This window comes from Mycobacterium colombiense CECT 3035 (assembly GCF_002105755.1).
GTDB classification, from domain to species: domain Bacteria; phylum Actinomycetota; class Actinomycetes; order Mycobacteriales; family Mycobacteriaceae; genus Mycobacterium; species Mycobacterium colombiense.
Map to the genome: position 1 here is coordinate 3,433,769 of NZ_CP020821.1, position 25,192 is coordinate 3,458,960.

Sequence of the window (25,192 nt, forward strand, 5' to 3'; positions counted from 1 at the left end):
CGCACACCAATCTGGTGGACAGTTGTCCGATAATGTCCGATCGAACCATAGTCGTCGGGCCGCCGAAGGTGCAAGAGCCGATCTCGACCGTCGCGCCAGGCTCCGCGAAAAACAGCCATATAGCTGTGTATTTGCGTCGCGGGCTTGCCTCACGCCGTTTCGATCCACTAGCTTGGACATGTGTCCAGCGACGCACTGGTGACGATCACATCCGACGGCGACCGCCAGACCGGTCAGCCGGCGCGCAACCGTCGCCAGGAGGAGACGTTCCGCAAGGTGCTGGTGGCCGGCATCGAGACCCTGCGGGAGAAGTCCTACGCCGACCTGACCGTGCGCGCGGTCGCCGCCCGCGCCAAAGTCGCCCCGGCCACCGCGTACACCTACTTCTCGTCGAAGAACCACCTGATCGCCGAGGTCTACCTGGACTTGGTGCGGCAGGTGCCGTTCTTCACCGACGTCAACGACCCGATGCCGGTCCGGGTGGACAAGGTGTTGCGCCACCTGGCGCTGGTGGTCGCCGACGAGCCCGAGGTGGGCGCCGCGTGCACCACGGCGCTGCTCGGCGGTGGGGCCGATCCGGCGGTGGGTGCCGTGCGGGACCGCATCGGGGCGGAGATCCACCGGCGCATCGCGACGGCGATCGGGCCCGGCGCCGACCCGAAGACGGTGGCCGCGCTCGAGATGATGTTCTTCGGCGCATTGGTGCAGGCCGCGAGTGGCCAGTTCACCTATCACCAGATCGCCGACCAATTGGCCTATGTAGTGAGCCTGATCCTGCCCGGCCCCGGGAACACAAGCCAGGAGACAAGAACCTAAATGACCGTCCATGTGGGCGACCACGAGCTGGTCCTCGATCCCTACGACTACGACTTCCACGAAGACCCGTACCCCTACTACAAGCGGCTGCGCGACGAGGCCCCGCTGTATCGCAACGACGAGCTGAAGTTCTGGGCGCTGTCACGGCACCAGGACGTGCTGCAGGGATTCCGCAACAGCACAACGCTTTCCAATAAGTATGGCGTCTCGCTGGATCCGGCGTCGCGAGGCCCGCACGCCAGCAAGACGATGTCCTTCCTGGCGATGGACGATCCCGCCCACCTGCGGCTGCGCACGCTGGTCTCAAAAGGCTTCACGCCGCGCCGGATTCGTGAACTCGAGCCGCGGGTCACCGAGATCGCCACGCGGCATCTCGACACCATGCTGGCCAAGGCCAAGGACGGTGCGGTCGACTACGTCGACGAGTTCGCCGGCAAGCTGCCCATGGACGTCATCTCCGAGTTGATGGGGGTCCCCGAGCCGGACCGGGATCGGGTGCGCGCCTGGGCCGACGGCGTGATGCACCGCGAGGAGGGCGTCACCGACGTGCCGCCCGAGGCGGTGGAGGCCTCCCTCAACCTGATCGTCTACTACCAGGGCATGGTGGCCGAGCGGCGCGCGAAGCTGACCGACGATCTCACCTCGGCGTTGCTCGAGGCCGAGATCGACGGCGACCGGCTCACCGACGACGAGGTGCTCGGCTTCATGTTCCTGATGGTGATCGCCGGCAACGAGACCACCACCAAACTGCTTGCCAACGCCGCATTTTGGGGACACAAGAACCCCGATCAACTGACGCCGGTCTACGAGGACCTGGCGCGGGTGCCGCTCTGGGTCGAGGAGACGCTGCGCTACGACACCTCCAGCCAGATCCTGGCTCGCACGGTGTCCGGTGAGCTCACGCTCTACGACACCACCATTCCCGAGGGCGATGTCCTGTTGCTGTTGCCCGGGTCCGGGCATCGCGACGAGCGGGTCTTCGAACACCCCGACGACTACCTGATCGGGCGCGAAATCGGGCCCAAACTATTGAGTTTCGGTAGCGGCGCACACTTCTGCCTCGGCGCGCATCTGGCGCGGATGGAGGCCCGGGTCGCGCTCACCGAGTTGTTCAAGCGAATCCGCGGCTACGAGGTCGACGAGGCCAACGCCGTCCGCGTCCACTCGAGCAATGTCCGCGGATTCGCTCACCTACCCATGAGCGTGGAGGTCCGCTGAATGCCCCGGTTTGAACCCCTGCCCGAACGCCGGCCCGCGATCGTCGCCGGTGCATCCTCCGGCATCGGCGAGGCCACCGCCATCGAGCTCGCGGCGCATGGTTTCCCGGTCGCGCTGGGTGCCCGCCGCGTCGAGAAGCTCGACGACATCGTCGGCAAGATCAACGCCAACGGCGGCGAGGCGGTCGGATTCCACCTTGACGTCACGGATCCGAACTCGGTGAAATCCTTTGTCGCACAGTCGACCGAGGCGCTCGGCGACATCGAGGTGCTGGTGGCCGGCGCCGGCGACACCTACTTCGGCAAGCTCGCCGAGATCACCACCGATGAGTTCGAGTCGCAGCTGCAGATCCATCTGGTCGGCGCAAACCGGCTGGCCGCCGCGGTGCTGCCCGGCATGCTGGAGCGGCAACGCGGCGACCTGATCTTCGTAGGTTCCGATGTGGCCCTGCGGCAGCGCCCGCACATGGGTGCCTACGGCGCGGCCAAGGCCGCACTCGTCGCGATGGTCACCAACTTCCAGATGGAACTCGAGGGCACCGGCGTGCGCGCCTCGATCGTGCATCCCGGCCCGACGAAGACGTCGATGGGCTGGAGCCTGCCGGCCGAGAAGATCGGCCCCGCATTGGAAGACTGGGCCAAGTGGGGCCAGGCCCGCCACGACTACTTCCTGCGCGCTGCGGATTTGGCGCGCGCCATCACGTTCGTCGCCGAGACACCGCGTGGCGGCTTCATCGCGAACATGGAGCTTCAGCCCGAAGCCCCGTTGGCCGACAAAAAGGACCGCCAGAAACTCGCACTCGGCGAAGAGGGGATGCCAGGACAATGACGACCAGCACTGTGGTGCCCCGGGTTTCCGGCGGCGAAGAAGAGCACGGACACCTCGAGGAATTCCGCACCGACCCAATCGGTTTGATGAAGCGCGTCCGCGACGAGTGCGGCGACGTCGGCTGGTTCCAGCTGGTCGACAAGCACGTCATCCTGCTGTCCGGCGCGAACGCCAACGAGTTCTTCTTCCGGTCCGCCGACGAAGACCTGGACCAGGCCGCGGCGTACCCGTTCATGGCGCCGATCTTCGGCAAGGGCGTGGTGTTCGACGCCAGCCCGGAGCGGCGCAAGGAGATGCTGCACAACTCGGCGCTGCGCGGCGAGCAGATGAAGGGCCACGCCGCCACCATCGAGGCTCAGGTGCAGGGGATGATAGCCGACTGGGGCGACGAGGGCGAGATCGAGCTGCTCGACTTCTTCTCCGAGTTGACCATCTACACCTCGACGGCCTGCCTGATCGGCGTGAAGTTCCGCAACCAGCTCGACCACCGGTTCGCGGAGTACTACCACGAGCTGGAGCGCGGAACCGACCCGTTGTGTTACGTCGACCCCTACCTGCCGATCGAGAGCTTCCGGCGGCGCGACGAGGCCCGGGTCAAACTCGTTGCGCTGGTGCAGGAAATCATGAACCAGCGGGTGTCCAACCCGCCGAAGGACAAGTCCGACCGCGACATGCTCGACGTGCTCGTCTCGATCAAGGACGAGGACGGGAACCCGCGGTTCTCCGCCGACGAGGTCACCGGGATGTTCATCTCGCTGATGTTCGCCGGGCACCACACCAGTTCGGGGACCTCGGCGTGGACGTTGATCGAGCTGATCCGCCATCCCGAGGTGTACGCCGAGGTGCTGGCCGAGCTCGAGGAGCTCTACGCCGACGGCCAGGAAGTGAGTTTCCATGCGTTGCGGTCGATTCCGAAGCTGGACAACGTGGTCAAGGAGACGCTGCGGCTGCACCCGCCGCTGATCATCCTGATGCGGGTGGCCCAGGGCGAGTTCGAGGTCGAGGGCTTTCCGATCCACGCCGGCGATTTCGTCGCGGCGTCCCCGGCGATCTCGAACCGGATTCCCGAGGACTTTCCCGACCCGGATGCGTTCAAGCCGGACCGCTACAACAAGCCCGAGCAGGCCGACATCGTCAACCGCTGGACGTGGATTCCGTTCGGCGCGGGCCGGCACCGCTGCGTCGGCGCCGCGTTCGCCCAGATGCAGATCAAGGCGATCTTCTCGGTCCTGTTGCGCGAGTACGAATTCGAGATGGCGCAGCCCGCGGACAGCTATCACAACGACCACTCCAAGATGGTCGTGCAGCTGGCCCGGCCGGCCAAGGTCCGCTACCGCAAGCGCAGCACGTAAGGAGTAAGTCCGATGGGCGGATTCAGAATCGAAGCGGATCTGGATTTGTGTCAGGGCCACGCCATGTGCGAACTGGAGGCGCCCGACTATTTCCGGGTGCCCAAGCGCGGCAAGGTCGAGATCCTCGACCCCGAACCGCCCGAAGACGCCCGCGACGAGATTGAGCGCGCGGTCGATATGTGCCCAACGCAAGCACTTTTCATCAAAGAGAAAGAAGATTAAGGACAATGGCGTCACACTCGCGCGAAGATCTCGAGGCATGGGTCGACCGCTGGCTGCAGGCCAATAAGGACTGCGAGAAGGCCGGTGACTGGCGACCGTTGGCGGACTTCTACACCCAGGACGCCACCTACGGCTGGAACATCGGCCCTAAGGAGGACGTGATGTGCGTCGGCGTCGACGAGATCCGCGACGTCGCGCTGGGCCTGGAGATGGAGGGCCTGGAGAATTGGGTGTACGAGTACCAGAAGGTGCTCATCGACGAGAAGCAGGGCGAGATCGTCGGCTTCTGGAAGCAGATCGTCAACAAGGCCGACGGCACCCAGGACGAGATCTACGGCATCGGCGGCAGCTGGTTCCGGCTCAACGGTGACCAAAAGATCGAATGGCAGCGCGATTTCTTCGACTTCGGGCACGTCGCCTACATGTTCGGCAAACTCATCGAGTCCGGCGACCTGAGCGAGGGCATGCAGAAGCGGATCGAGCGCAGCATCGCCGGCGAAAAGCTGCCCGGCTACTACCCGCTGGGCGAGGCCCCCGTCCCCATCTGGTGAGGGGGGAGCCAACCAAGCATTTGATTTGTTGCACGCGCTATGCTGACGCGACAAGGGTGCCTGTGGCACTCGTCACCTAGCTGGCCGGCATGAAGGGGCCGGTCAGCTCTGATCGATTCAAAGGCGAAATGGGGTCAGGACCATCGTGAAGACAAAAGGCGCACTGATCTGGGAGTTCAATCAGCCCTGGTCAATCGAGGAAATCGAGATCGGCGACCCGCAAGCGCATGAGGTCAAGATCCAGATGGAAGCGGCGGGCATGTGCCACTCCGACCATCACCTGGTCACCGGGGGCATCCCGATGGCCGGTTTCCCGGTGCTGGGCGGCCACGAGGGCGCGGGCATCGTCACCGAGGTCGGCCCCGGCGTGGAAGACATCGCCCCGGGTGACCACGTCGTGCTGTCGTTCATCCCGTCCTGCGGGCAGTGTCCGACCTGTCAGGCCGGCATGCGCAACCTGTGCGACCTCGGCGCCGGCCTGCTGGGCGGCGCCGCGGTGTCCGATGGCACCTTCCGGATCCAGGCCCGCGGCCAGAACGTCTTCCCCATGACGCTGCTGGGCACGTTCTCCCCCTACATGGTCGTGCACCGCAGCTCGGTGGTGAAGATCGACCCGTCCGTCCCGTTCGAGGTGGCCGCGCTGGTCGGCTGCGGCGTCACCACCGGTTACGGTTCGTCGGTCCGCACCGCCGACATCCGCCCGGGCCAGGACGTCGCCATCGTCGGCGTCGGCGGGGTCGGCATGGCGGCGCTGCAGGGCGCCGTCAACGCCGGAGCGCGCTACATCTTCGCGATCGACCCGGTCGAATGGAAGCGCGACCAGGCGCTCAAGTTCGGCGCCACCCACGTCTACCCCGACATCATGGCCGCCATGGCGGGCATGGCCGAGGTCACCTACGGCCTGATGGCCCACAAGGTCGTGGTCACCGTCGGTGAGCTGCATGGCGCCGACGTCGACAACTACCTGAACATCACCCAAAAGGGCGGCACCTGCGTGCTGACCGCCATCGGCAGCCTGCTGGACACCAATGTCAACCTGAACCTGGCGATGCTGACCCTGATGCAGAAGAACCTGCAGGGCACCATCTTCGGTGGCGGCAACCCTCAGTACGACATCCCGCAGCTGCTGTCGATGTACAAGGCCGGCAAGCTGAACCTGGACGACATGATCACCCGGCAGTACAAGCTGGAGCAGATCAACGACGGCTACCAGGACATGCTGGACGGCAAGAACATTCGCGGCGTCATCCGGTTCACCGACGCCGACCGGTAACCACCTATCAGCCGCGTCCGCTCAGTGACCGGCTTCGGCCACCTCATGGCGCCGGGACGCATCGGCGCCATGAGCGTGCGCAACCGCCTGGTCATGTCTCCGATGGAGACGATGTACGGGACGCCGGACGGGCTGCCGTCACAGCGCACCCGCGACTACTTCGCCGCACGCGCCCGCGGCGGGGTCGGGCTGATCACGTTGGGCGCCACCGGGGTTGACCACCATCACCCCGAGACCCCCGGCGGCCTGCACCTGGCCACCGACGACGCCGTGAGCGCGCATCGTGCGCTGGTCGACGTGGTGCACGAGCACGGCGCCAAGATTCAGCCCCAGATCGTGCACGCGGGCCGGACGGCCTGGGGCCGGAGATCTTCGGCGTCGAATCGCTGGGGCCCTCGGTGATTCCCTCCTACCTCACCGGGCGCCCGTCGGCCGAGATCAGCCCGCAGCAGCTGACCGCGGTGTTCGATCTGTTCAAGGCCGCGGCCCGGCGCGCCGTCGAGGCCGGCTACGACGGCATCGAGCTGCACGCCGCGCATGGTTACATGCTGTTGGGCTCGTTCCTTGCCCCGCAACGCAATCGGCGCACCGACGACTATCGGGGTGACTCCGCCCGCGGCCGGGTGCGGGTGGTGCTCGAGGCGCTGGCCGCGATCCGGTCCGAGATCGGCGATGCCCTGCCGATCACACTGCGCATCTCCGGCTACGAACGCGTCGCCGGCGGCCGGGCCATCTACGAAACCGCCCGGCTGGCACCCGAACTCGTCGCCGCCGGCGTCGACGCCTTCCACGTCAGCGGCGGGGTGATCGATCGGCTGGTCACCGGCATGGTCAACGGCGCCGACGATGGCGACGAGCTCAACGTCGGCGCCGCGGCCGCCGTCAAGCAGGCGGTCGACGTGCCGGTGATCGCCGTCGGCCGCATCCACGACCCGGCCCGCGCCGAACGGATCCTGGCCGACGGCCGGGCGGACTTCATCGCGATGGGCCGCCCGCTGCTGGCCGACCCCGACCTGCCGCGCAAGATCGCATCCGGCGAGGCGCACCGGATCCGCAAGTGCATCTCGTGCGAAAACTGCATCGACGCAATGGAACAGCGCTTCTCCGTCGACTGTGCGGTCAACCCGCGGACCGGCAAGGAGCGTCAGCTGTCCGCGGTCCGCGCCGACCGCGCCAAACGAGTGGTGGTGATCGGCGGCGGGCCGGCCGGGCTGGAGGCCGCGCGGGTCGCGGCCGAGCGCGGCCACCACGTCACGCTGTTCGAGCGCGGCGCGCAGCTGGGCGGGGCGTTGCGCTGGGCCTCGGTGCTGCACCCGGAGAACCAGCCGTTCCTGCGCTACCTGTGCGACGAGGTCAGGGCGAGCAGCACCGAGGTGCGGCTGGGCCACCCGGCGTCGGTGCACGACGTCGTCGCGACCGCCCCGGACGCGGTAGTGGTGGCCACCGGCGGCCGTGTCGTCGTGCCCCCGATTCCCGGCGCCGACCGCGCGCACGTGCACACCGGGCCCGGCCTACGCGAATTACTCGGTGGCCGTGCGCCTTCCGGTGCCCCGGCCTGGCAGCGCATCGGCGCCTCGGCGTTGTCCGGGTGGCCGCAGCGGCTGGTGCGGCCCGCCGCGATCCGGTTCGCCAGCCGGGCCTGGATGCCGATAGGACGTCGCGTCGTCATCGTCGGCGGCGACCTGGTCGCCCTCGAATTGGCCGAATTCCTTGCCGGCCGGGGCCGATTGGTGGCCGTACTCGAAGCCGGCAAGGACATCGCTCCCGAAGTGGGCAACAAGCGCAAGACCGAACACATGGACCGTCTCGACCGACTGGGCGTCACCGTGCACGTCCGCGCGGCCACCGAACGCATCACCGCCGATGCGGTGGAATTCACCCCCGCGGGCGGAACCACCCGGCGGCTGGCCGCCGACAGCGTCGTGCTGGCCGGCACGGTCGAGCCCGACACCGCCCTGTTCGACGCGATCGTCGAGGCCCTGCCGGGCGCCGAGGTGCACGCCGCGGGCGACTGCACCGGACTCGGCCTGATCCGCAAAGCCACCGAGGACGGCGCGCGCGCCGCGTGCGCCATATGAGAAGACAGGAGAATCAACGATGACCCAAACCGCCCAATCCCCCGCACTGACGGCGTCGCAATCGTCCTGGCGTTGCGCACAGGCCAAGGACCGCGAGGGCTGGCTCGCGCTGATGACCGACGACGTCGTCATCGAGGATCCGATCGGCAAGTCCGTCACCAACCCCGACGGCACCGGGGTGCGCGGCAAGGCGGCCGTCGGGGAGTTCTTCGACAACAACATCGCGCAGAACCAGCTAACCATCACGTGCGAGGAGACCTTTCCGTCGAGTTCGCCCGACGAGATCGCTCATATTCTGGTGCTGCAGAGCAGGTTTGAAGGCGGAGTCACCAGCAAGGTGCGCGGCGTGTTCACCTACAAGGTCAACGAGGCCGGACTGATCACCAACATGCGCGGGTACTGGAACCTCGACGTGATGGAGTTCGGCAAGGAGGACTGAGTCGGCCCCTCGGCCGAAGTCGATTTCCCTAGCGGCGCGTGAAGATCAGGTGCGCGACGCCGCTGGGGCTGCTCACCGACTCCACCGCGTCGAATCGCCGCTCGAGGCCCTCCAGCCCGTCCCACAGCGGCTCCCCGCGCCCCAAGATGATCGGCACCACCGCGATGTGCAGATGGTCGACGAGGTCCGCGGCAAGGAATTGGCGGATGCTCGTCGGCCCACCCCCGAGGCGAATATCGCTGTCCCCGGCGGCTTTTCGTGCGATCTGGAGGGATTCGACGGGACTCGCGTCGATGAAGTGGAAAGTGGTGCCGCCGTCCATCTCGATCGAGGGCCGGGGGTGATGAGTGAGTACGAACACCGGGGTATGAAACGGCGGCTCCGTCCCCCACCAGCCTCTCCATTCTTCGCCGCCCTTGCCACCCGTCCACGGTCCGCGCTGCGGCCCGAACTTGTTGCGACCCATGATCTCGGCGCCGACGCCCGGCGCCCATTGGCTGGCCAGGGCGTCGTCGACGCCGGTGGCCCCGCCCGGCTCGCCGTGCATGGCGCGGAAGGTTCGTGTCGCGAAAAACCACTCGTGCAACCGTCCGGCGGCATGCCCGAACGGCGCATCCATGCTTTGGCCGATCCCCGTACCGAAGCCGTCGAGGGAAATCGAAAAGTTGTGCACGCGCACTCGTGACATAGGGACACTCTCCTGTTGTGGGCTGTCGCAGGATGGACCCGCGCCACCGGCCAAACTCATCGGTCCCTCGCCGGGATCGCCGTGTGGGGCTGTGTCCGAGGGTGACCACGGCACGGCCGCAATTTCGCCGAACCTATGCTGGGGCCATGGCGTCGATCTTCACCAAGATCATCAACCGTGAACTACCCGGCCGCTTCGTTTACGAGGACGACGACGTCGTCGCGTTCCTGACGATCGAGCCGATGACGCAGGGACACACGCTCGTCGTGCCCCGCGCCGAACTCGACAACTGGCAGGACGTCGACGGCCCGGCCTTCGCCCGGGTCATGGAGGTCAGCCAGTTGATCGGCAAGGCGGTGTGCAAGGCGTTCAGGACCGAGCGGTCCGGCCTGATCATCGCCGGGCTGGAGGTGCCCCACCTGCACGTGCACGTCTTCCCCACCCGCAGCCTCAGCGACTTCGGCTTCGCCAACGTCGACCGCAACCCATCGGCGGAATCGCTGGACGAGGCCCAGGCCAAGATCAAGGCGGCGCTGGCTCAGTTGGCGTGAGCCGGCTCGGGCGCGGACACGTCGCTGATGCGCGGCAGCGTCACCCGGAACCGGCAGCCCTCGCCCGGCGCGGTGGTCACGCTGACGGCGCCGCCGTGCGCGCGCACCAGCGACTCGACGATCGATAGCCCCAGGCCGGTACCCCCGCTGGCCCGGGCCCGCGACGAGTCGGTGCGATAGAACCGCTCGAAGACGCGCGACGCGTCCTCCTGGTTCATGCCGGGGCCCTGGTCCGCCACTTCGAGCACCGCGTCGTCGCCGTCGGTGCCGACCCGCACGGTGACGTCGGCGCTTTCAGGGGTGTGCTGCAGGGCGTTGGCGACCAGGTTGCTCAGCACCTGGCGGATCCGCGCCTCGTCGCCGAGCACCTCCGGGGTGCCGGGACCGTCGAGGACCTCCATGGTGATGGTGCGCCCGGGGTCGATCGCCTGCGCGTCGTGCACGGCGTCGCTGGCCAGCGCCAGCAGGTCCACCCGATGGTGTTCGAGGGGTCGTTGCACATCGAGGCGGGCCAGCAGCAGCAGGTCGTCGACCAGCAGGCCCATCCGGGACGCCTCGTTCTCGATCCGCGACAACAGCATCGCGACGTCGCGGGCGGCGCCCTGGCGGTACAGCTCGGCGAAGCCGCGGATGGTGGTCAGCGGGGTGCGCAGTTCGTGGCTGGCGTCGGTGATGAACCGGCGCATCCGGTCCTCGGAGCTGCGGGCCTTCTCCGCCGAGGACTCCGAGGACGCCAGCGCCTGCTGAATCTGCGCGAGCATCCCATTGAGCGCCTGGGACAGCCGGCCCACCTCGGTACGCGGATCTCGTTCCGGCACACGGCGATCCAGCTGACCGGAGGCGATCGCCGCGGCCGTGCGCTCGACCTCGACCAGCGGCCGCAGGCTGCGCTGCACCACCGCGAAGCTGGCGATGCCGACCACGGCCAGCACCGCCACCCCGATGCCCACCTGCAACCAGACCAGCCAGCTGAGCGTGTGCTGGACGTCGGACAGGTCGATCGCGACCGTCGTCAGCCCGTGCGGACCGTGCACCGACACGGCCCGCCACTGAATGTCCGAGCCGTTCACCGAGGGCAACGTCGTCGGGTTGGGGCCAACGTCGTTGTCCGCCGGTAACGCCGGTTCGGCGTTGCGGTCGTTGATGGCGGTGAACGGGGTGCCGTCGATGCTGACGCCGCGCACATAGAACTTCGACGGCGGCCGGCCCGGGTCGGGACCCTCGTAGGGTGGCGGCGACTGCCGCCGCGGGGCCTGTGCCCAGCCGCGCGACGCGTCGAGCAGTGTGGAGTCGATGCGGCTGACCAGGCTGTGCCGCAGGATCGACGTGACCGCGATGCCGGACACGGCCAGGCCGCAGGCGACCAGGGCCAGGGTCGCGGCGACGAGCCCTATCCGAAGGGGCAACCCACGTCGAGGCTTGGTGTCCATCTATCTACTTCTCGCTGCCGTCCGGCTCAGCGCGGTTCGCGCAGAACATAACCCACTCCGCGCAGGGTGTGCAGCAGGCGCTTTTCGCCGGTGTCGATCTTGCGGCGCAGGTACGACACGTAGGACTCGACGACATTGACGTCACCTCCGAAGTCGTAGCGCCACACATGGTCGAGGATCTTCGGCTTGCTCAACACCGTGCCGGCATTGATCACAAAGTAACGCAGCAGCGTGAATTCGGTCGGCGACAGCGATACCGGCTGACCCGCCTTCCACACTTCGTGGGTTTCCTCGTCGAGCTCGATGTCGGCGAAAGTGAGCCGCGCGCTGCGCGGTTCGGCGCCGCCTTTGCCGGCACGGCGCAGGATGACCCGCAACCGGGCGACGACCTCTTCGAGGCTGAACGGCTTGGTCACGTAGTCGTCACCGCCCAGCGTCAGCCCGGCGATCTTGTCCTGCAAGGAATCCCGCGCGGTCAAAAACAGTGCCGGCGCGTCGATGCCGTCGGCGCGCAGCCGCCGCAGCACCCCGAAGCCGTCCATGCCCGGCATCATCACGTCGAGGATCACGGCATCGGGTCGCGCCTCGCGCGCCCGATCCAGGGCCTGGGCTCCGTTGGTCGCGGTATAGACCTCGAAACCCTGAAATTTCAGACTCACCGAGAGCAGCTCGACGATGTTGGCTTCGTCATCGACGACGAGGATGCGGGCCTCCGGTTTGGTGTCGCTCGGGGTTGTCGATGTCATCAGATGCTCATGTCCCTTGCTTGAACGTTTGCTATGTGAAGGTTGTGTGCTTCCTGAAAGCTCAGTGCCAACAGACTGATAGTAGTCTGCCAGGGATCATCGCATTGCCTTGGGACGTAACGCCCTTTACCGGCCTGCGTCGCGAATAGACTCAGGGGATGAGCCTCGCCAGAAACATCGTCTCGGCCGCGACCGCGCCCGCCCGGGCGGGGCTGGCCGCCGCGGATGCGGGTCTGGGCGTCGCTAGCGCGGCCGTCGGCGTCGCGAAGCGTGCGCTGGGTGAGGGCGGTGCGGGCGGCACCAATGCGATGACGTCCATGCTGGGGATCGACGACGCGATCGTCCGGGCCAACCGGCTGGCCAGGCTGCTCGACGACGACGCCCCGCTGGGCAGGGCCATCGCGGCGGACGGTCCGATCGACCGCCTGCTGCGCCCGGGCGGGGTGGTCGACATGCTGACGGCGGAGGGCGGCCTGCTGGACCGGTTGACCGCCGAGGGCGGCGCGCTGCAACGCACGCTGCAGCCCGGCGGGCTGGCCGATCAACTGGTCGCCGAGGAAGGTCTGATCGAGCGGCTGCTGGCCGAGGACGGCCTGGCCGACCGGCTGCTGGCCGAGGGCGGCCTCGTCGACAAGCTGACGGCCAAGAACGGGCCGCTGGATCAGCTCGCCGACGTCGCCGACACCCTGGCCCGGCTCACACCCGGGATGGAGGCGCTCGAGCCCGCCATCGCCACGCTGCAAGACGCCGTCATCGCGCTCACGATGGTGGTCAACCCGCTGAGCAACATCGCCGACCGGATCCCGCTGCCGGGGCGCCGGCGTCCGTCGTCGCGGGCGGTGCGCTCAGCGCGCGTGATCGACACCGACGACTGACCGATTAGGCTGGGTCCGGTTTCAACCCCGCCTCCTTAGCTCAGTGGTAGAGCACTCGCCTTGTAAGCGAGCGGTCGTCAGTTCAATCCTGACAGGGGGCTCCATTCACTCCCGTCGGTGCTGGTAGACGAGCATTTTGCTTCGAGCGGCCGTCCGGCAGCGACTGTCGTCCCCACAATTTCGCCCGCACGGACGGCAACAGATGAGAGATCTGAGTCGAACGAATCGGCGTAAGCGTCCAGGATCATCGCCGCACCACGCGGCGAAACCGATCGGCTCGCCACAAATAGGGAATTCGCTCTAGAACGGTAGATCTATTACAGTGGGCGCATGGCTCGGCGCCGGCTCCACGCCCTTGATGACCTCCTCGATGCCGCCGAACGGCTCGTCGTCAGCGACAACCCCGCTGGGTTCACCTTGCGCGGCCTTGCCACCGCCGCAGGGGTCTCCAACGGCACGATCTACCACGCATTCCACTCCAGGGACGAGCTGCTCGCGAGGCTGTGGCTACGCGCGGCCGCACGCTTGGGCGCGATCATGAACGATGCCGTAAACGCCGCGACGAACGATTCTGGACCCGACGGGGCCCACCAAGCGGTCGTCGACACCGCACTGGCCCCGGCGATCCTGACACGCCGCTACCCCGCCAGCGCCCAGCTCTTTTTCGCCCAGCGACGCGATCAGCTGTTCTCGACAGACCTGACGGCAGAGACCGTCGCCGAACTGACACAGGTTCAAGAGCGCTTTGTTGCACTCCTGGTCCTCCTGGCCAGAGGCGTGTGGGACCGCGCCGACCGGATCGCTGTTGACGCGATCACCGCGTGCATCGTCGACATACCGGGAGGGATGCTTCGCCGCCGCCTGCTCGAAGACCGCCCGATCGACGCGGCCATCGAACGGCGGATGGAAGCTGCCGTGCGGGCAGTGCTGGCCGTCCCACTCGACCCGCCGGCCCCGCGTATTGACTGACCGAAAGGACTCCGTGTACACCCTGCACGTCACCAAGATGATCGCCGCTCCCATCGATGAGGTGTTTGACGCCTACACCGATCACGAGAGACTCTCTGAGGTCTTCGGGGTCCGAAGCTGTCGGGTGACTCGGCCCGGCGATACCGAGCGCAACGGGCTCGGCGCGGTCCGCGAACTCGACTGTGGCCCGATTCGGTTGTGCGAGGAGATCACCGGGTTCGAGCGCCCGCACCGGATGCAGTACCGGATCCGTGATTCCCGGCCACGCGCCGACCACCGCTATGGGCAGGTGGATTTCATCGAAACCGCGCAAGGCACGCAAGTCACCTGGACCACGATCTTCGGGATCCAAGCACCGTTGATCGGCAAAGTCCTCGATCCCGCGTTCGGTATCGGGTTCGGCGTCGCCTTTCGGCTGGTGCTGCGCAACGTCGAACGCCGAGTACTGACGGCCAGAAACGTCGACGCGTCACGCGGTGGTGCACACCTTGCTTCGCACAGGCCCGCACAAAGGCGGCCCTGATGTCCGCACGTCCGACGGATATTCTCACCCGGCCTGATGACGTCAACCTCGGGATTTACCGGTATGGCGACCCGTCCCACCCAACGGTGGTCCTGGTCCACGGATTCCCCGACGACCACAGGGTGTGGGACGGCGTGGTGGCGCGGCTGGCCGAGGACCACCACGTCGTGACTTACGACGTCCGCGGCGCCGGTACATCCTCGAAGCCGCGACGGATCGCCGACTACCGCCTGGACGCTCTCGCCGCCGACCTGCAGGCGGTTATCGACCACGTAGACGATGGTGGTGGCGTGCACCTCGTCGGCCACGACTGGGGCTCGGTACAGGGCTGGCACCTGGTGACCGATCCCGGACACCGCGGGGTGTTGTCCTACACGTCGATCTCCGGCCCGTGCGTCGACCACCTGCCCGGCTGGATCCGGCGCCGCGTGCGGGACGGTCGCTGGCAAGACGTCGTCGCGTTGTGGAAATCACCCATCTACATGGGTTTGTTGCAGATCCCGCTGCTGGCGCCTCTGTTGTGCCGGCTCGGCTTGGTCGACCTGAGCGTGGCCGCCGCCGTCAAGGTCTTCGAACGCCCAGACGACGACGCCGAATCGGCTACGGGCCGCAGCGCCCGCGCAAACGGTGCCGCGGTCCGGATGTATGCCGCCAACCTGCTCCCACGGCTGGCCCGCGCGGAGCGCGGCGGGACCGAAGTGCCGGTCCAGATCCTCACCCCCACGTCGGACGTCTTCATTCCGCCAGTCAGCCAGACCGACCCGCACCCCGACGTGCACACGGTGCACATCTCACCGGTGACGGGCGGACACTGGGCGCCGGCCCACAACCCGAGCGGTATCGCTTCCGCGGTTGTCGCGTGGATCGTGCGGTGGCAGCCGCGCCTGCCAGAAAGGCTGCAACGATGAACGATTCCCGCAAGGTCGCGCTCGCGCCTCGTCACGTCAGTTGGGACTGGTCCGGCCTCCCGATGCATTTCATGGGCGGGGACCCGATGGGGACCCACATCGCCAACGGGATGAACATGCTGCTGCCTGAAGGCGAGGTCTTCTTCGTCCAGACATTCCGTGAGGCGCTCCCGCTGATCAAGGACGATGCCGTCCGCGAGGACGTCATCGGATTCATCGGTCAGGAGGCGACGCACTCCAGCTCACACCAATCGATCCTCGACTATCTGCAGGAGCAGGGCCTGGACGTGACGCCCTGCACCGAGGGGTTCCGGCGGTTGTTCCGCCAGGTGCTCGGCCAACGCGAATTCAACGATCCGAAGAAGGCGCGTGGCTGGCTCACCGAGCGGGTCGCCATGGTCGCCGCCCTCGAGCATTTCACGTCATGGCTCGGCGACTGGGGCCTGAATGCGCAGGGATGGGACCGCGACCTCGAGCCGCGGGTGCTCGACCTTTTCCGCTGGCACCTCGCCGAGGAGGTCGAGCACCGCCACGTCGCGTTCGATCTGTTCACTCACCTCGACGGGAGCTATTGGCGCCGGGTGCGCGCCTGGGTGGCGGTGTCGCCGGTCCTCGCGCTGCTGTGGGCGCGAGGCACTGCGCACCTGATGTCGGTGGACCCCGAACTGCCGCCTGAGCGGCGCAAGGCTCGGTTGCGCGACGTGCGCCGCGCGTACCGTTCGGGCTACGTCTTCACGCCGTGGGACGCCGTCAAGATGTGGGTGGAATTCCTGCGACCCTCGTACCACCCCCGCAACTACGGCTCGACCAGCCAGGCCGTCGCCTATCTCGCGAGTTCCCCAGCCGCCCGGGCGGCCGTATGACCGACCGCCTCATGGCGTGGCTTGAAACCGCTGTCGCCGGCTACGCCGGGATCGCGTCGCGCCTGCGCACGCGGGACGTCGTCGCGGTCGACCGCGAACTACGGCTCACCGTCACGCGCGCCGAATTGGAGGCCGCCGACGTCATGGGGCTGACTCTTGCGGACCCGGGCGGCGGCCTGCTCCCGGAGTGGACGCCGGGGGCTCACTTGGATGTGGTGCTGCCCTCGGGACTACTGAGGCAATATTCGCTGTGCGGAGATCCTGACGACCGTACCGAGTACCGCATCGCCGTCCGACGGCTCGACTCCGGCGGGGGTGGCTCCGTCGAGATTCACGGCCTGCAGGCCGGCGCACAGATCGTTACGCGCGGGCCCCGCAACGCTTTTCCGTTCGCCTACCCCTTTTTCGCCAGGCGCGACATTCGCAAGGTCGCATTCATCGCAGGCGGCATCGGTATCACCGCGTTGTTGCCGATGATCCGCACCGCGGCCGCGTTGGGCATCGACTGGAGCCTGACGTACGTCGGCCGGGATGAATCGACGATGCCGTTCCTGGCGGAACTCCGCGAGTCGCCGGTTGACCGCCTGCGACTTCGGTATGGCGTCCCGGCTGTATCGGACGTGCTCGCCAACGTCGATGCGCAGACGTCGGTCTATTTCTGCGGGCCGCCATCGTTCCTTGACGATGTCCGCGATGCCCTCGACACCCATCCGCACGCCGGCTTCCACTTCGAGCGGTTCTCTGCGCCCCCGGTCGTCGGCGGCCAGCCGTTCGCAGTGAGGTTCGGGCGCTCAGGCGGCGGGGTGGACGTGCCGGCTGACGCCTCGGCCCTCGCCGCAATCCGCAGCGTGCTGCCTGACGTGCCGTACTCCTGCCAGCAGGGATTCTGCGGCACCTGCCGCGTCGACGTCCTCGAAGGCACGGTCGGCAGGCGCGGTACATCCCAGTTCTTGGATCGCTCCGACAGCATGTTGCTTTGTGTCGATCGCGCGGACTCCGATATCACCATTGATCTTTAAGCCGACCAGCGGCTGGTGCCTGCGAGCGTGCCCACAAATTGCCCACAGTTACGGTCAGCTGCTTTGACCTCCGGTGATGCACTTTCGCCGCTAAGAGGGGTTTTCGCCCCGTCCCGTCGCGGCGCCACAAGAGTTCAATCCTGACAGGGGGCTCGGCCTCCCCGACGTGACGGCAAGGTCAGCCGGCCGGGTCCGGTGATCCCCGATGTCCCAGTCGCTTTCGAGTCTCCGGACCCGCCGCGCCTCTTTCCACAACCAGGCTCCCCCTGCTGCCATCGCCGCCAAGGAGATGCCGGCGGCGATGATCCCCGCCCCGTATCGGAAGTGGGCGAAGCAGGTGAGGCAAATTCCGTACGCCGCCAGACCGACCGCCATCAGCAGCAGCCCGGGCTCTTTGGCCGGACTCTTCAACGTTTGTCCCACCAGCGGGCGACTGGTCCGTTGGTGGTCAACAGGATCGATAGCGGTGAGGTAGCCCACGAGTCCTCCTTGTCAGCCGTCAAAGTACTCCCCTTGACTGCGAAAACAATGAAGGTCAGCCACTATTTACCTGGGCATTCTTTCGGTGGCGCAACGCGGGGGGAAAACCCGTTCCAGCTGCGAAGACGCCGAGCCCTCTACGGGTGGCCCGGGATGGCGTCCAGGCCGCCCTGGATGTCTTGCAGGTTTCCCTGAATGCCTTGCAGCCTTCGCTCGATGGCCTGCAGATCGGAGAGCGCGTTCTGATCGGCCTGTGAGATCTGGTTGGAGGCCGCAGGGCGAGACTGAGGGCAGTACGCGACGATGGCGCCCGCGGTGACGGCGGTGCTCTGGTTGGCGTCCCAGATCGAGTTGCGCTGCACGAATCCGACCGCGTCGGCGAAGTTCGGCTGGTGCGCCAGGAAGTCGCAGACCGCGTGCCCCTGGTTCGTCACGTAGTCCGGGCTGGGAACCGGCACGCCCTCCTGCTTCAGCGCGGCGACGAACGCCGAGTCGGCGACGTTGACCGCCGGGGCGGACGCCTTCGGCGCGACGGTTGCCGAGGGCGCGGCCGGCGGCGGCGGGTTCTCCGGCTGCGCCGACGAATCCTGGCGGTGGAGCGCGAACATCACCACCACCGCGGCGACCACGGCCGCCAGGGACAGGGGCAACGCCGCGAACAGCGTCACCCGACGCAGCGCGGCGACCTTCCGTCGCCGCGACGCGAGGGCCCGGGTTTTCCTTTCCAGCGACGGGGCGGCGGCGAGCACCTCGGTCTCCCAGGCGTCGAACGCGACCGGCTCGGACGATCCCGCGCCGTGGGCCAGGATCTCGTCGAGCAGCGCGTCTGCCTCCAGGGACGACGGCCGACCGCCCTGCTCGCGGATCGCTTGGCGCCGTAGCGCGATGAGCCGCAATTCCGAGTCGATCTTCTCGCGGTCGCGCATATCAATCAGTTTGAGAGCGTCGCGCGTTTGTCACAACTCCCGGTGAACAAAAGACCGTCGCCGCATTGAAGTCACGCGGTCCGATGCGACAGACTCGCGGTGGGCCAACCAACCGCCGCCGTGGGGATTCGAGGCAATGGACGGACGTGATCACCGTGAGCCGTGACCGGCGTGCCGGGGCGCTCGTCGTCGGCGCGATCGCGCTCGCGATCGTCGGCTGTTCGGCGCCGCATCCGACGGCCACGACCGGCCCGACCACACCCACACGCGTCGCCGCGCCGCCGGCTCCGACGACGCGCATGGTGCCCGCGGACGCCGGAACGCCCGGTGGCGCGCAGCCCCGACTGGCGTCGGACCCCGCGCAGCTGGCCGACGACCTCGTCGCCGACGAGCGAGCGCTGCGTGATCCGGGAACACCCGAGCCGGCGCTGACGGCGGCGGCGCACCGCGAGCAGGCGGCCTACCGTGCCATCGGACGCCACCCCGAATGGGACGCCACCACGCGCCCGCGCATCCCGCCGGAACTGGTCGATGTCTACGACCGCAACGTCGACGCCCGCCGCCAACTCACCGCGTTGACCCCGGTGCGAGAAACCTTGCCGGCGTGGCGGATCGAGCCCCCGGCACCGGCCGACGAGCTGCTGAACTACTACCACCAGGCGGAAGCGGAATCCGGCGTCGGCTGGAATTACCTGGCGGCGATCAACTTCGTCGAAAGCCGCTTCGGCAGCATCGTCGGCGCGAGCACCGCAGGCGCACAGGGGCCCATGCAGTTCCTGCCCTCGACGTTCGCCGGTTACGGCCAGGGTGGCGACATCCACTCGCCCCACGACAGCATCCTGGCGGCGGGTCGCTTCCTGGCCGCCAACGGCTTCGCCAACGATCGCGATCACGCCCTCTACGGCTACAACCACGCCGGCGAATACGTGCGCGCCGTCGACCAGTACGCGGCGCTGATCGCCGCCGATCCCGCGACGTTCGCCGCCTACTACCGCTGGGACGTCTATTGCCTGACGACGGCCGGCGACGTGCTGTTGCCCATCGGCTACGACGAGGCGTCACCCGTCCCGGCAGCCGCGTACGTGGCCGCGCACCCGCAGTAGCCGCGGGTAGCTCACAGATACTTGCGGGCGATGTCCTGCAGGTGCGATCGCACGTCTTGACCGGTGGCCTTCTCGAGCCTGATCCCGAGCTCGCCCGCGAGATTGACGAAGCCCATCAGCAGCATCAGGTCGCCGTCGGGCTCGTCGAGCACGTTCTCCACCAGCCGGCTCCAGGTGAAGTCGGGGCCGCCGTCGGACGACCACGCCGTCATGACGTCGATGGCTCGGCGAACGTTCTCTCTCACGTCCATTCCCGGAGCCTGCCATGCGGGCGACGCCGCCGCAGCGTGGAGAAAACGCTCCCGAAGATGCGTCAGCGGGCGCGCCGAGGAACGACCGCGCCCGCTGACACCCGATCTCAGTACAGCGGCACCCACACACCGAAGAACCAGTAGCCCCATCCTCCGTACTGCCAGTTGAAGACGGGAACGACGGTAAAGGTGTTGTAGTTGAAGGGCCCGAAGTCACGCCGCCCCGCATCCCAATCACGCGGCGGACCGTCCCACGGCCGGTTCCAGCCTCCCGGAGGGGGCGGACCGTCCCAGCCCCCCGGAGGCGGCGGGCCTTCCCAGTGCGGCGGCGGGTGGCCCGGAGCCGGACCATCGTTCCAGCCGTAGCCGTGCGGGCGTGGCGGTGGGGGTGCCCCGCGACCCGGGATGCTGAATTGGATATCCGGGCCGGCGGGGCCACCGATCTGCGCGTTGGCGGTGACCACGTCGTGGCGCGGAATGTACGGCGGGTGCGGCGGCTGGGTGGCCGGCGGATTCAGTGCCTCGAATCGCTGCCTGTTGTTCGGCGGCGGGTTCTGGTTCGCCGGCGCATTGGTCTGGCCGCCCTGCGCCGGCGGGTTCTGGCCATGCTCGTTGGGCGGGTTGTTCGGGCCACCCTGCTGCGGGTATTGCCCGTGCTCGTTCGGCGGGTTGTTCGGGCCACCCTGCGGCGGATTGTTCGGACCGCCCTGCTGCGGGTATTGCCCGTGCTCGTTCGGCGGGTTGTTCGGACCACCCTGCGGCGGATTGTTCGGACCACCCTGCGGCGGGTTCGTCTGGCCACCCTGGGCCGGCGGGCTGTTGTGACCGCCCTGCGGCGGGCTGTTCTGGCCACCCTGCGCCGGCGGCGGGTTGTTACCGCCACCAGGCTGCCCCCCTGGCTGGCCGCCCGGCCCGCCCTGCTGACCACCTGGCTGACCACCCGGCCCGCCCGGGCCGCCGGGCCCGCCCGGGTTGCCCCGCCGCCGCCACCGCCGCCGTGGCAGTTCGGGCACGGGGGAGGTGGGTCGAGCGGGGCGGAGTAGGCGGACCCCGCGTTCAGCGTCGCCGCGGAGATACTCAGGCCGGCGGCCAACGCGGCGGCGCTGACGACACGTTTCATAGACATAGCTGCGTCCCCTCTTGGGATTAATCGCACCTGCACTACGGGCAGGTGAGATCCAACTCGAATGGCTTGGTGACCTGCTGCGGTTGCTGCGGGTTGCTCATGTCGGTGCCGACCGCGGTCCCCTTGATCGCCCAATCCTTGCCGTTGACCGCGGCCCCGGCGCTGCCGCTTTGGCTGGGTGCGGCGTCGGAGAAGCCGAGTGCGACGCCGTTGACGGTGCCCAGCCCGACCGAGTGCACCAGCGGCGGGTTCCCGTTGCTCACCACGGCCCCCAGGCCCGCGGTCGGGTCGCCGATGCCGATGTTGATGTTGTTGCCCGCGGCGGTGCAGGTGACCTGGCCGCTGATGTTTTGGTTCTGCCCGTCGACGGTGAGCACCGGGCCCGCCGACGCGGCCGCCGCTGACGACGACGAGCCCGACGAACCGGTACTGGACTTGTTGCTCGAACATCCGGCGCTGGCCGCGACCACCAGGGCCACGCCGGCTACGCCGACCACGATCCCACGCTTCACTACTGCTTCCCTTCGTGTCGCTGGTTCCGCTGCCTCGTTGCGTCGGCCGCGTCAAAACAGCTGGGCTACCTGGCCCCAGCGGGCCGACGCCTTACGGCCGGTCCACCTGATACCCGGTACCCGAGAATTGCAAACGCTACGTTACGTGCCGCGGGTCGGCCTGGTCACCGGCCGGCAAGCGCGTTCACGGAAGCACCCGCAGCCCCCACTTGCCCAGCAGCGGGTTGATGAGCATGAAGTAGGTCGTGTAGTCATCCCCGTCGGGCGACGACATCAGCAGGCCGACCGCGCTGACGGTGCCGTCCGGGTTCATCACGAAGCCGGGGCTGCCGCTGTCGCCGTCCAGGCTGAACACGCTGGCTTCGACGACGTCGCCATTGATGCCTTTGATGGCGCCGCACGTCTCACCGGTGACGGCCCCGATTTTGCAGAACGGCATACCGACCTGAATATCCTGGCGGCTCAACACATCTCGAACCAAGTATCTGCCGCCGACGTCACCCATCGGCATGCCGACACTGGGCTCCAGCCGGATGATCGCGGCGTCGCGCTTATCGCCGTCGTGCTCGCTCGCTGAGATCCGCCCGAGCGGGGCGTCGTTGCCGTACGTCCATTCGCTGCCGTCGTGCGCGTCGCAGTGCCCGCTCGTCATCAGGTAGTAGCTGCCGTCGGAGCCCTGCGCCGCGAATCCTGCTGTGCACCTGCCGGATTCGTGATCGACACCAATTCCCGGTGAGGGCGGGGGCGACGGCAGAGCCGGGGGCGGCGCTGCCAGAGCGGATTTCGCGCCCGCCGTCGCGGCCACCATCACCGCTGCCAAGAACCCGAGCCCCCGCAACCACGGTATGGTCACGTCCGTCCTCCTCCGCTTACGCCCGGCAGATAGTAACAGCGCTGCCGACCTGAAATGAGGTGGCGACCAATCCGTTCCGTGCACGTGGTTCACCCGGCGTCGACGTGCCGGGTAAGGAAGTCCAGCACGGCGTCGGCGAAGATGTCGTTGCGGTCGCCGGCCACCATGTGCCCGGCGCCGCGGACGTCAGTGAATTCGACCTGCGGGAAACGCGCGAGGAATTCGTCGGCGCGCTCCTGGCTGACCAGGTCGCTCATCTGGCCGCGGACCAGCAGGATGGGGACCCCGCCGCGCAGGATCGCCTCGACGGCGGCGTGCATCCGGTCGGGATCGGTGACCTCAAACGGCGGGAAAGCCGCAGTGCCGCTGATGAATTGCGGATCCCAATGCCAGTACCAGCGGTCGCCGCGGCGACGCAGGTTGGTGGTCAGACCCTCCAGGTCGGTCGGTCGCGGCCGATGCGGATTGTATTCGGCGATGGCGTCGGCGACCTCATCGAGTGAACCGAAGCCCGATTCCACCCGGTCGGCCATGAAGGCGTGGATCCGGTTGGCGCCGGACTGGTCCATGTTCGGCACGATGTCCACCAACACGACCGCACTGGCGATGCCCGGGGACAGCTCCCCGGCGAGCAGCATCGACGTGAAACCGCCCAGCGAGGCGCCGACCAACACCGGTTGCGGGGGCAGCGTGCGCAGCACTTCTTGGACGTCGGCGGCGAAGCTGACGACGCGGTAATCGCCGTCGCCCGACCAGTCCGATTCGCCATGCCCGCGCAGGTCGACGGTGACGGCCTGCCAGCCACGCGCGGCGACGGCGGACGCCGCCTTGCCCCAGGACCGGCGAGTCTGTCCGCCGCCGTGCAGGAACACCACTGCGCGCGCCTGCGGATCCCCGAGGCGGTCAGCGACGATCTGAACCCCGCCGGGGCCCTGGATCGTAAACGGTTCGGCTGCCGTGGGCACCAGGTGATACTAAGGCGCCCCCACGAAAAGCTCGCGTTGGCTTAACGTCAACAGCATGCCGTGGCGTCAATTGAGCGGGCGCCGGGCGCGCGCAGCCGGACCGGAGCCAAGGAGAACGCATGCATCTTGACGAGTACATGTCGCTGGATGCGACCGCCCTGGCAGAGCTGGTCGAGCGCAAACAAGTCACCGCGGCCGAGTTGCTCGCGCTGGCGCGGCAACGAGCGGACGCGGTGAATCCGCGGCTGAACGCCATCGTCAGCCGCCTCGACGACGTCGCGGACCGCCAGGCGGCCGACCCGAACCTGAATGGGCCGTTCGCCGGTGTGCCGTTCCTGCTCAAAGACCTCGCTCAGGAATACCGCGGCTTTGCGACGTCGTGCGGGTCCCGCTCGCTGGCCCGCGACGTCGCCGACCGCCACGCCCTGGTCACCCAGCGCTTCCTGGACGCGGGGCTGGTGATCTTCGGCAAGACCAACACCCCGGAGTTCGGGGCCAAGGGAGTGACGGAACCCGACTACTGGGGCCCGGCCCGCAACCCGTGGAACACCGGGCACACGCCCGGAGGCTCGTCGGGCGGATCGGGGGCGGCCGTGGCGGCGGGCATCGTTCCCGCCGCCGGGGCCAACGACGGCGGCGGGTCGATCCGCATCCCCGCCGCCTGCAACGGGCTGGTCGGCCTCAAGCCCAGCCGGGGGCTGGCGCCCTACGGCCCGCAGACCGGTGAACTGATGCTGGGCATGGCGACCCAGGGTGTGGTGTCGCGCACCGTGCGCGACAGTGCGGCACTGCTCGACGCGATCGTCGGCCCCGACCCTGCGGCGGCCTACCGGATCGCGCTGCCCGACAAGCCCTTTGGTGAACAGATCAAGCACCGCCCGGGAAGCCTGAAAATCGGCTACTCGGCACGCTCGGCGATCAATGCGCGGCCGGACCGCGAGGCCGTCGCCGCGGTCGAAAAGGCCGCGGCGCTCCTGCGCGAGTTGGGCCATCAGGTCGACGAAGTCGCACCGCCCTACGACGACGCGGCGCTCGGTCGCGACTTCCTGACCATCTGGTTCGCCCAGCTGCAGCAGCAGGTCGCCGACATCAAACAGCGAACCGGCGCGCGGGACAACGACTTTGAGGCCGACACCCTGGCCATCGCCGAACTCGGGCGGTCCGGCGGCGTGCAACCCGTCATGGCCGCGCTGGAACACCGAAACGACTACATCCAGTCGTTGGCGGCGTTCCACGAGAGCTACGACTTCTTTTTGACGCCGACGCTGGCCACCCCGCCTCTGCCGGTAGGCGCCACGACGACGTCGCCGGTTTTACAACGGGTGGCCCGTCTGGTCAGCAGGGTGCGCGCCGGAAAACTGATGGGGCTCAGCGGAATACTCGATGACCTCATCCAGGAGAGTTTGGGCTGGGTGCCCTACACGCAGCTGGCCAACCTCACCGGCCGTCCGGCGATCAGCGTACCGCTGCACTGGACGGACGCCGGGCTTCCGCTGGGTGTGCAGTTCGTCGGCAGGCTGGGCGCGGATGGCGATCTGCTGCAGTTGGCGGCGCAGCTCGAAGAGGCGCGCCCATGGGCCCACCGGTATCCGGCACCGGTGGCGCCGAATTAGCCTGTCGCTGAAGG

The 25,192-nt window shown here is 67.9% G+C and carries 26 protein-coding genes, 1 tRNA gene and 2 pseudogenes; 20 read left to right on the top strand and 9 right to left on the bottom strand.

The annotated features are described in order from the left end of the window. Positions 1–180 precede the first annotated feature (180 nt). The 10 genes from B9D87_RS15895 to B9D87_RS15935 all read left to right on the top strand — a co-directional run bounded on the left by B9D87_RS15895 (position 181) and on the right by B9D87_RS15935 (position 8,777). Positions 181–816, top strand: a complete 636-nt coding sequence (locus B9D87_RS15895; RefSeq protein ID WP_007772572.1) for a TetR/AcrR family transcriptional regulator — start codon at positions 181–183, stop codon at positions 814–816. Then, entirely contained in the window at positions 817–2,034 is a 1,218-nt protein-coding gene (locus tag B9D87_RS15900) for a cytochrome P450 (RefSeq protein ID WP_007772570.1), read from the top strand. Beyond that, the gene (locus B9D87_RS15905) at positions 2,035–2,862 is read left to right on the top strand and encodes an SDR family oxidoreductase (RefSeq protein WP_007772568.1); all 828 of its coding nucleotides are present in this window, start codon (positions 2,035–2,037) and stop codon (positions 2,860–2,862) included. It begins immediately after the preceding gene. Then, the gene (gene cyp51, locus B9D87_RS15910) at positions 2,859–4,214 is read left to right on the top strand and encodes a lanosterol 14-alpha demethylase (RefSeq protein WP_007772566.1); all 1,356 of its coding nucleotides are present in this window, start codon (positions 2,859–2,861) and stop codon (positions 4,212–4,214) included. Before B9D87_RS15905 ends, cyp51 begins: the two co-directional genes overlap by 4 nt. Before the next feature lie 12 nt (positions 4,215–4,226). Further along, complete coding sequence (locus B9D87_RS15915) at positions 4,227–4,436, top strand: ferredoxin Fdx (RefSeq protein WP_007772565.1); 210 nt, start codon at positions 4,227–4,229, stop codon at positions 4,434–4,436. 5 nt (positions 4,437–4,441) lie between these two features. Continuing rightward, positions 4,442–4,987: a nuclear transport factor 2-like protein gene (locus B9D87_RS15920; protein WP_007772564.1), complete on the top strand. Its 546-nt coding sequence runs from the start codon at positions 4,442–4,444 to the stop codon at positions 4,985–4,987. Positions 4,988–5,132: 145 nt separating this feature from the next. Further along, positions 5,133–6,260, top strand: a complete 1,128-nt coding sequence (locus B9D87_RS15925) for an NDMA-dependent alcohol dehydrogenase (protein WP_007772563.1) — start codon at positions 5,133–5,135, stop codon at positions 6,258–6,260. Positions 6,261–6,284: 24 nt separating this feature from the next. Beyond that, entirely contained in the window at positions 6,285–6,662 is a 378-nt protein-coding gene (locus B9D87_RS27530) for an oxidoreductase (RefSeq protein ID WP_254425532.1), read from the top strand. Next, complete coding sequence (locus B9D87_RS15930) at positions 6,659–8,338, top strand: oxidoreductase (protein ID WP_254425533.1); 1,680 nt, start codon at positions 6,659–6,661, stop codon at positions 8,336–8,338. The genes B9D87_RS27530 and B9D87_RS15930 overlap by 4 nt, the downstream gene beginning before the upstream one ends. A 19-nt stretch (positions 8,339–8,357) precedes the next feature. After that, positions 8,358–8,777 (top strand): ketosteroid isomerase family protein, encoded by a 420-nt coding sequence (locus tag B9D87_RS15935; RefSeq protein WP_007772561.1) that lies wholly within the window; start codon positions 8,358–8,360, stop codon positions 8,775–8,777. A gap of 28 nt (positions 8,778–8,805) precedes the next feature. Here the strand turns inward: B9D87_RS15935 and B9D87_RS15940 are convergent, their stop codons facing one another. Beyond that, positions 8,806–9,465, bottom strand: coding sequence for a dihydrofolate reductase family protein (locus B9D87_RS15940; RefSeq protein ID WP_007772560.1), 660 nt, complete (start codon positions 9,463–9,465; stop codon positions 8,806–8,808). A 146-nt stretch (positions 9,466–9,611) separates the two neighbouring features. On the opposite strand from B9D87_RS15940, the gene B9D87_RS15945 reads away from it, so the two are divergent. Then, entirely contained in the window at positions 9,612–10,016 is a 405-nt protein-coding gene (locus B9D87_RS15945) for an HIT family protein (RefSeq protein ID WP_007772559.1), read from the top strand. Here the strand turns inward: B9D87_RS15945 and B9D87_RS15950 are convergent. After that, positions 9,988–11,446: pseudogene (locus tag B9D87_RS15950) on the bottom strand (sensor histidine kinase). The gene B9D87_RS15945 and the pseudogene B9D87_RS15950 sit on opposite strands and share 29 nt — an antisense overlap. Positions 11,447–11,472: 26 nt before the next feature. Next, entirely contained in the window at positions 11,473–12,192 is a 720-nt protein-coding gene (gene phoP, locus B9D87_RS15955) for a two-component system response regulator PhoP (protein ID WP_007772557.1), read from the bottom strand. Between the two features lie 158 nt (positions 12,193–12,350). Between phoP and B9D87_RS15960 the strand changes: the two genes are divergently transcribed. The 7 genes from B9D87_RS15960 (at position 12,351) to B9D87_RS15990 (ending at position 17,349) form a co-directional block, all read left to right on the top strand. Continuing rightward, positions 12,351–13,067 carry a hypothetical protein gene (locus B9D87_RS15960; protein WP_007772555.1) on the top strand — a complete coding sequence of 239 codons (717 nt, stop codon included), beginning with the start codon at positions 12,351–12,353 and terminating at the stop codon, positions 13,065–13,067. 29 nt (positions 13,068–13,096) lie between these two features. After that, a tRNA-Thr gene (locus tag B9D87_RS15965) sits at positions 13,097–13,171 on the top strand. A 226-nt stretch (positions 13,172–13,397) separates the two neighbouring features. Then, complete coding sequence (locus B9D87_RS15970; protein ID WP_007772553.1) at positions 13,398–14,036, top strand: TetR/AcrR family transcriptional regulator; 639 nt, start codon at positions 13,398–13,400, stop codon at positions 14,034–14,036. A gap of 13 nt (positions 14,037–14,049) precedes the next feature. Next, positions 14,050–14,559, top strand: a complete 510-nt coding sequence (locus tag B9D87_RS15975; RefSeq protein ID WP_007772544.1) for an SRPBCC family protein — start codon at positions 14,050–14,052, stop codon at positions 14,557–14,559. After that, positions 14,559–15,467, top strand: a complete 909-nt coding sequence (locus tag B9D87_RS15980) for an alpha/beta fold hydrolase (protein WP_080598576.1) — start codon at positions 14,559–14,561, stop codon at positions 15,465–15,467. The genes B9D87_RS15975 and B9D87_RS15980 overlap by 1 nt, the downstream gene beginning before the upstream one ends. Then, on the top strand, positions 15,464–16,330 hold the full coding sequence (locus B9D87_RS15985; RefSeq protein ID WP_007772541.1) for a metal-dependent hydrolase: 867 nt from the start codon (positions 15,464–15,466) through the stop codon (positions 16,328–16,330). The genes B9D87_RS15980 and B9D87_RS15985 overlap by 4 nt, the downstream gene beginning before the upstream one ends. Further along, positions 16,327–17,349 (top strand): PDR/VanB family oxidoreductase, encoded by a 1,023-nt coding sequence (locus B9D87_RS15990; protein WP_040630655.1) that lies wholly within the window; start codon positions 16,327–16,329, stop codon positions 17,347–17,349. The genes B9D87_RS15985 and B9D87_RS15990 overlap by 4 nt, the downstream gene beginning before the upstream one ends. A gap of 617 nt (positions 17,350–17,966) precedes the next feature. On the opposite strand, the gene B9D87_RS16000 is transcribed toward B9D87_RS15990, so the two are convergent. Then, positions 17,967–18,755 carry a DUF732 domain-containing protein gene (locus B9D87_RS16000; protein WP_007772538.1) on the bottom strand — a complete coding sequence of 263 codons (789 nt, stop codon included), beginning with the start codon at positions 18,753–18,755 and terminating at the stop codon, positions 17,967–17,969. A gap of 155 nt (positions 18,756–18,910) precedes the next feature. On the opposite strand from B9D87_RS16000, the gene B9D87_RS16005 reads away from it, so the two are divergent. Continuing rightward, entirely contained in the window at positions 18,911–19,858 is a 948-nt protein-coding gene (locus B9D87_RS16005) for a lytic transglycosylase domain-containing protein (RefSeq protein WP_040630774.1), read from the top strand. 11 nt (positions 19,859–19,869) lie between these two features. Here B9D87_RS16005 and B9D87_RS16010 read toward each other — a convergent pair whose 3' ends face one another. The 5 genes and pseudogenes from B9D87_RS16010 to B9D87_RS16035 form a co-directional block, all read right to left on the bottom strand. Further along, entirely contained in the window at positions 19,870–20,109 is a 240-nt protein-coding gene (locus tag B9D87_RS16010; RefSeq protein ID WP_007772536.1) for a hypothetical protein, read from the bottom strand. A gap of 107 nt (positions 20,110–20,216) precedes the next feature. Beyond that, positions 20,217–21,229 (bottom strand): annotated as a pseudogene (locus B9D87_RS27535) (MAP_0585 family protein). Between the two features lie 41 nt (positions 21,230–21,270). After that, entirely contained in the window at positions 21,271–21,747 is a 477-nt protein-coding gene (locus B9D87_RS16025; RefSeq protein ID WP_007772534.1) for a lipoprotein LpqH, read from the bottom strand. A gap of 184 nt (positions 21,748–21,931) precedes the next feature. Further along, a complete protein-coding gene (locus tag B9D87_RS16030; protein WP_007772532.1) occupies positions 21,932–22,600 on the bottom strand; it encodes a S1 family peptidase in 669 nt (222 codons plus the stop codon). An 89-nt stretch (positions 22,601–22,689) separates the two neighbouring features. Continuing rightward, a complete protein-coding gene (locus tag B9D87_RS16035) occupies positions 22,690–23,565 on the bottom strand; it encodes an alpha/beta fold hydrolase (protein WP_174320929.1) in 876 nt (291 codons plus the stop codon). Positions 23,566–23,684: 119 nt separating this feature from the next. On the opposite strand from B9D87_RS16035, the gene B9D87_RS16040 reads away from it, so the two are divergent. Then, on the top strand, positions 23,685–25,178 hold the full coding sequence (locus B9D87_RS16040) for an amidase (RefSeq protein ID WP_007772528.1): 1,494 nt from the start codon (positions 23,685–23,687) through the stop codon (positions 25,176–25,178). Positions 25,179–25,192 lie beyond the last annotated feature (14 nt).

Excerpts from the sequence above, each read along its gene's own strand:
- B9D87_RS15990 (WP_040630655.1), top strand. The coding sequence starts at position 16,327 with ATGACCGACCGCCTCATGGCGTGGCTTGAAACCGCTGTCGCCGGCTAC.
- B9D87_RS16010 (WP_007772536.1), bottom strand. The coding sequence starts at position 20,109 with ATGGACGTGAGAGAGAACGTTCGCCGAGCCATCGACGTCATGACGGCG.
- B9D87_RS15920 (WP_007772564.1), top strand. The coding sequence starts at position 4,442 with ATGGCGTCACACTCGCGCGAAGATCTCGAGGCATGGGTCGACCGCTGG.
- B9D87_RS15945 (WP_007772559.1), top strand. The coding sequence starts at position 9,612 with ATGGCGTCGATCTTCACCAAGATCATCAACCGTGAACTACCCGGCCGC.
- B9D87_RS15985 (WP_007772541.1), top strand. The coding sequence starts at position 15,464 with ATGAACGATTCCCGCAAGGTCGCGCTCGCGCCTCGTCACGTCAGTTGG.
- B9D87_RS16000 (WP_007772538.1), bottom strand. The coding sequence starts at position 18,755 with ATGCGCGACCGCGAGAAGATCGACTCGGAATTGCGGCTCATCGCGCTA.
- phoP (WP_007772557.1), bottom strand. The coding sequence starts at position 12,192 with ATGACATCGACAACCCCGAGCGACACCAAACCGGAGGCCCGCATCCTC.
- B9D87_RS15900 (WP_007772570.1), top strand. The coding sequence starts at position 817 with ATGACCGTCCATGTGGGCGACCACGAGCTGGTCCTCGATCCCTACGAC.
- B9D87_RS15980 (WP_080598576.1), top strand. The coding sequence starts at position 14,559 with ATGTCCGCACGTCCGACGGATATTCTCACCCGGCCTGATGACGTCAAC.
- B9D87_RS15935 (WP_007772561.1), top strand. The coding sequence starts at position 8,358 with ATGACCCAAACCGCCCAATCCCCCGCACTGACGGCGTCGCAATCGTCC.
- B9D87_RS15960 (WP_007772555.1), top strand. The coding sequence starts at position 12,351 with ATGAGCCTCGCCAGAAACATCGTCTCGGCCGCGACCGCGCCCGCCCGG.
- B9D87_RS15940 (WP_007772560.1), bottom strand. The coding sequence starts at position 9,465 with ATGTCACGAGTGCGCGTGCACAACTTTTCGATTTCCCTCGACGGCTTC.
- B9D87_RS15970 (WP_007772553.1), top strand. The coding sequence starts at position 13,398 with ATGGCTCGGCGCCGGCTCCACGCCCTTGATGACCTCCTCGATGCCGCC.
- B9D87_RS16040 (WP_007772528.1), top strand. The coding sequence starts at position 23,685 with ATGCATCTTGACGAGTACATGTCGCTGGATGCGACCGCCCTGGCAGAG.
- cyp51 (WP_007772566.1), top strand. The coding sequence starts at position 2,859 with ATGACGACCAGCACTGTGGTGCCCCGGGTTTCCGGCGGCGAAGAAGAG.
- B9D87_RS15905 (WP_007772568.1), top strand. The coding sequence starts at position 2,035 with ATGCCCCGGTTTGAACCCCTGCCCGAACGCCGGCCCGCGATCGTCGCC.
- B9D87_RS15915 (WP_007772565.1), top strand. The coding sequence starts at position 4,227 with ATGGGCGGATTCAGAATCGAAGCGGATCTGGATTTGTGTCAGGGCCAC.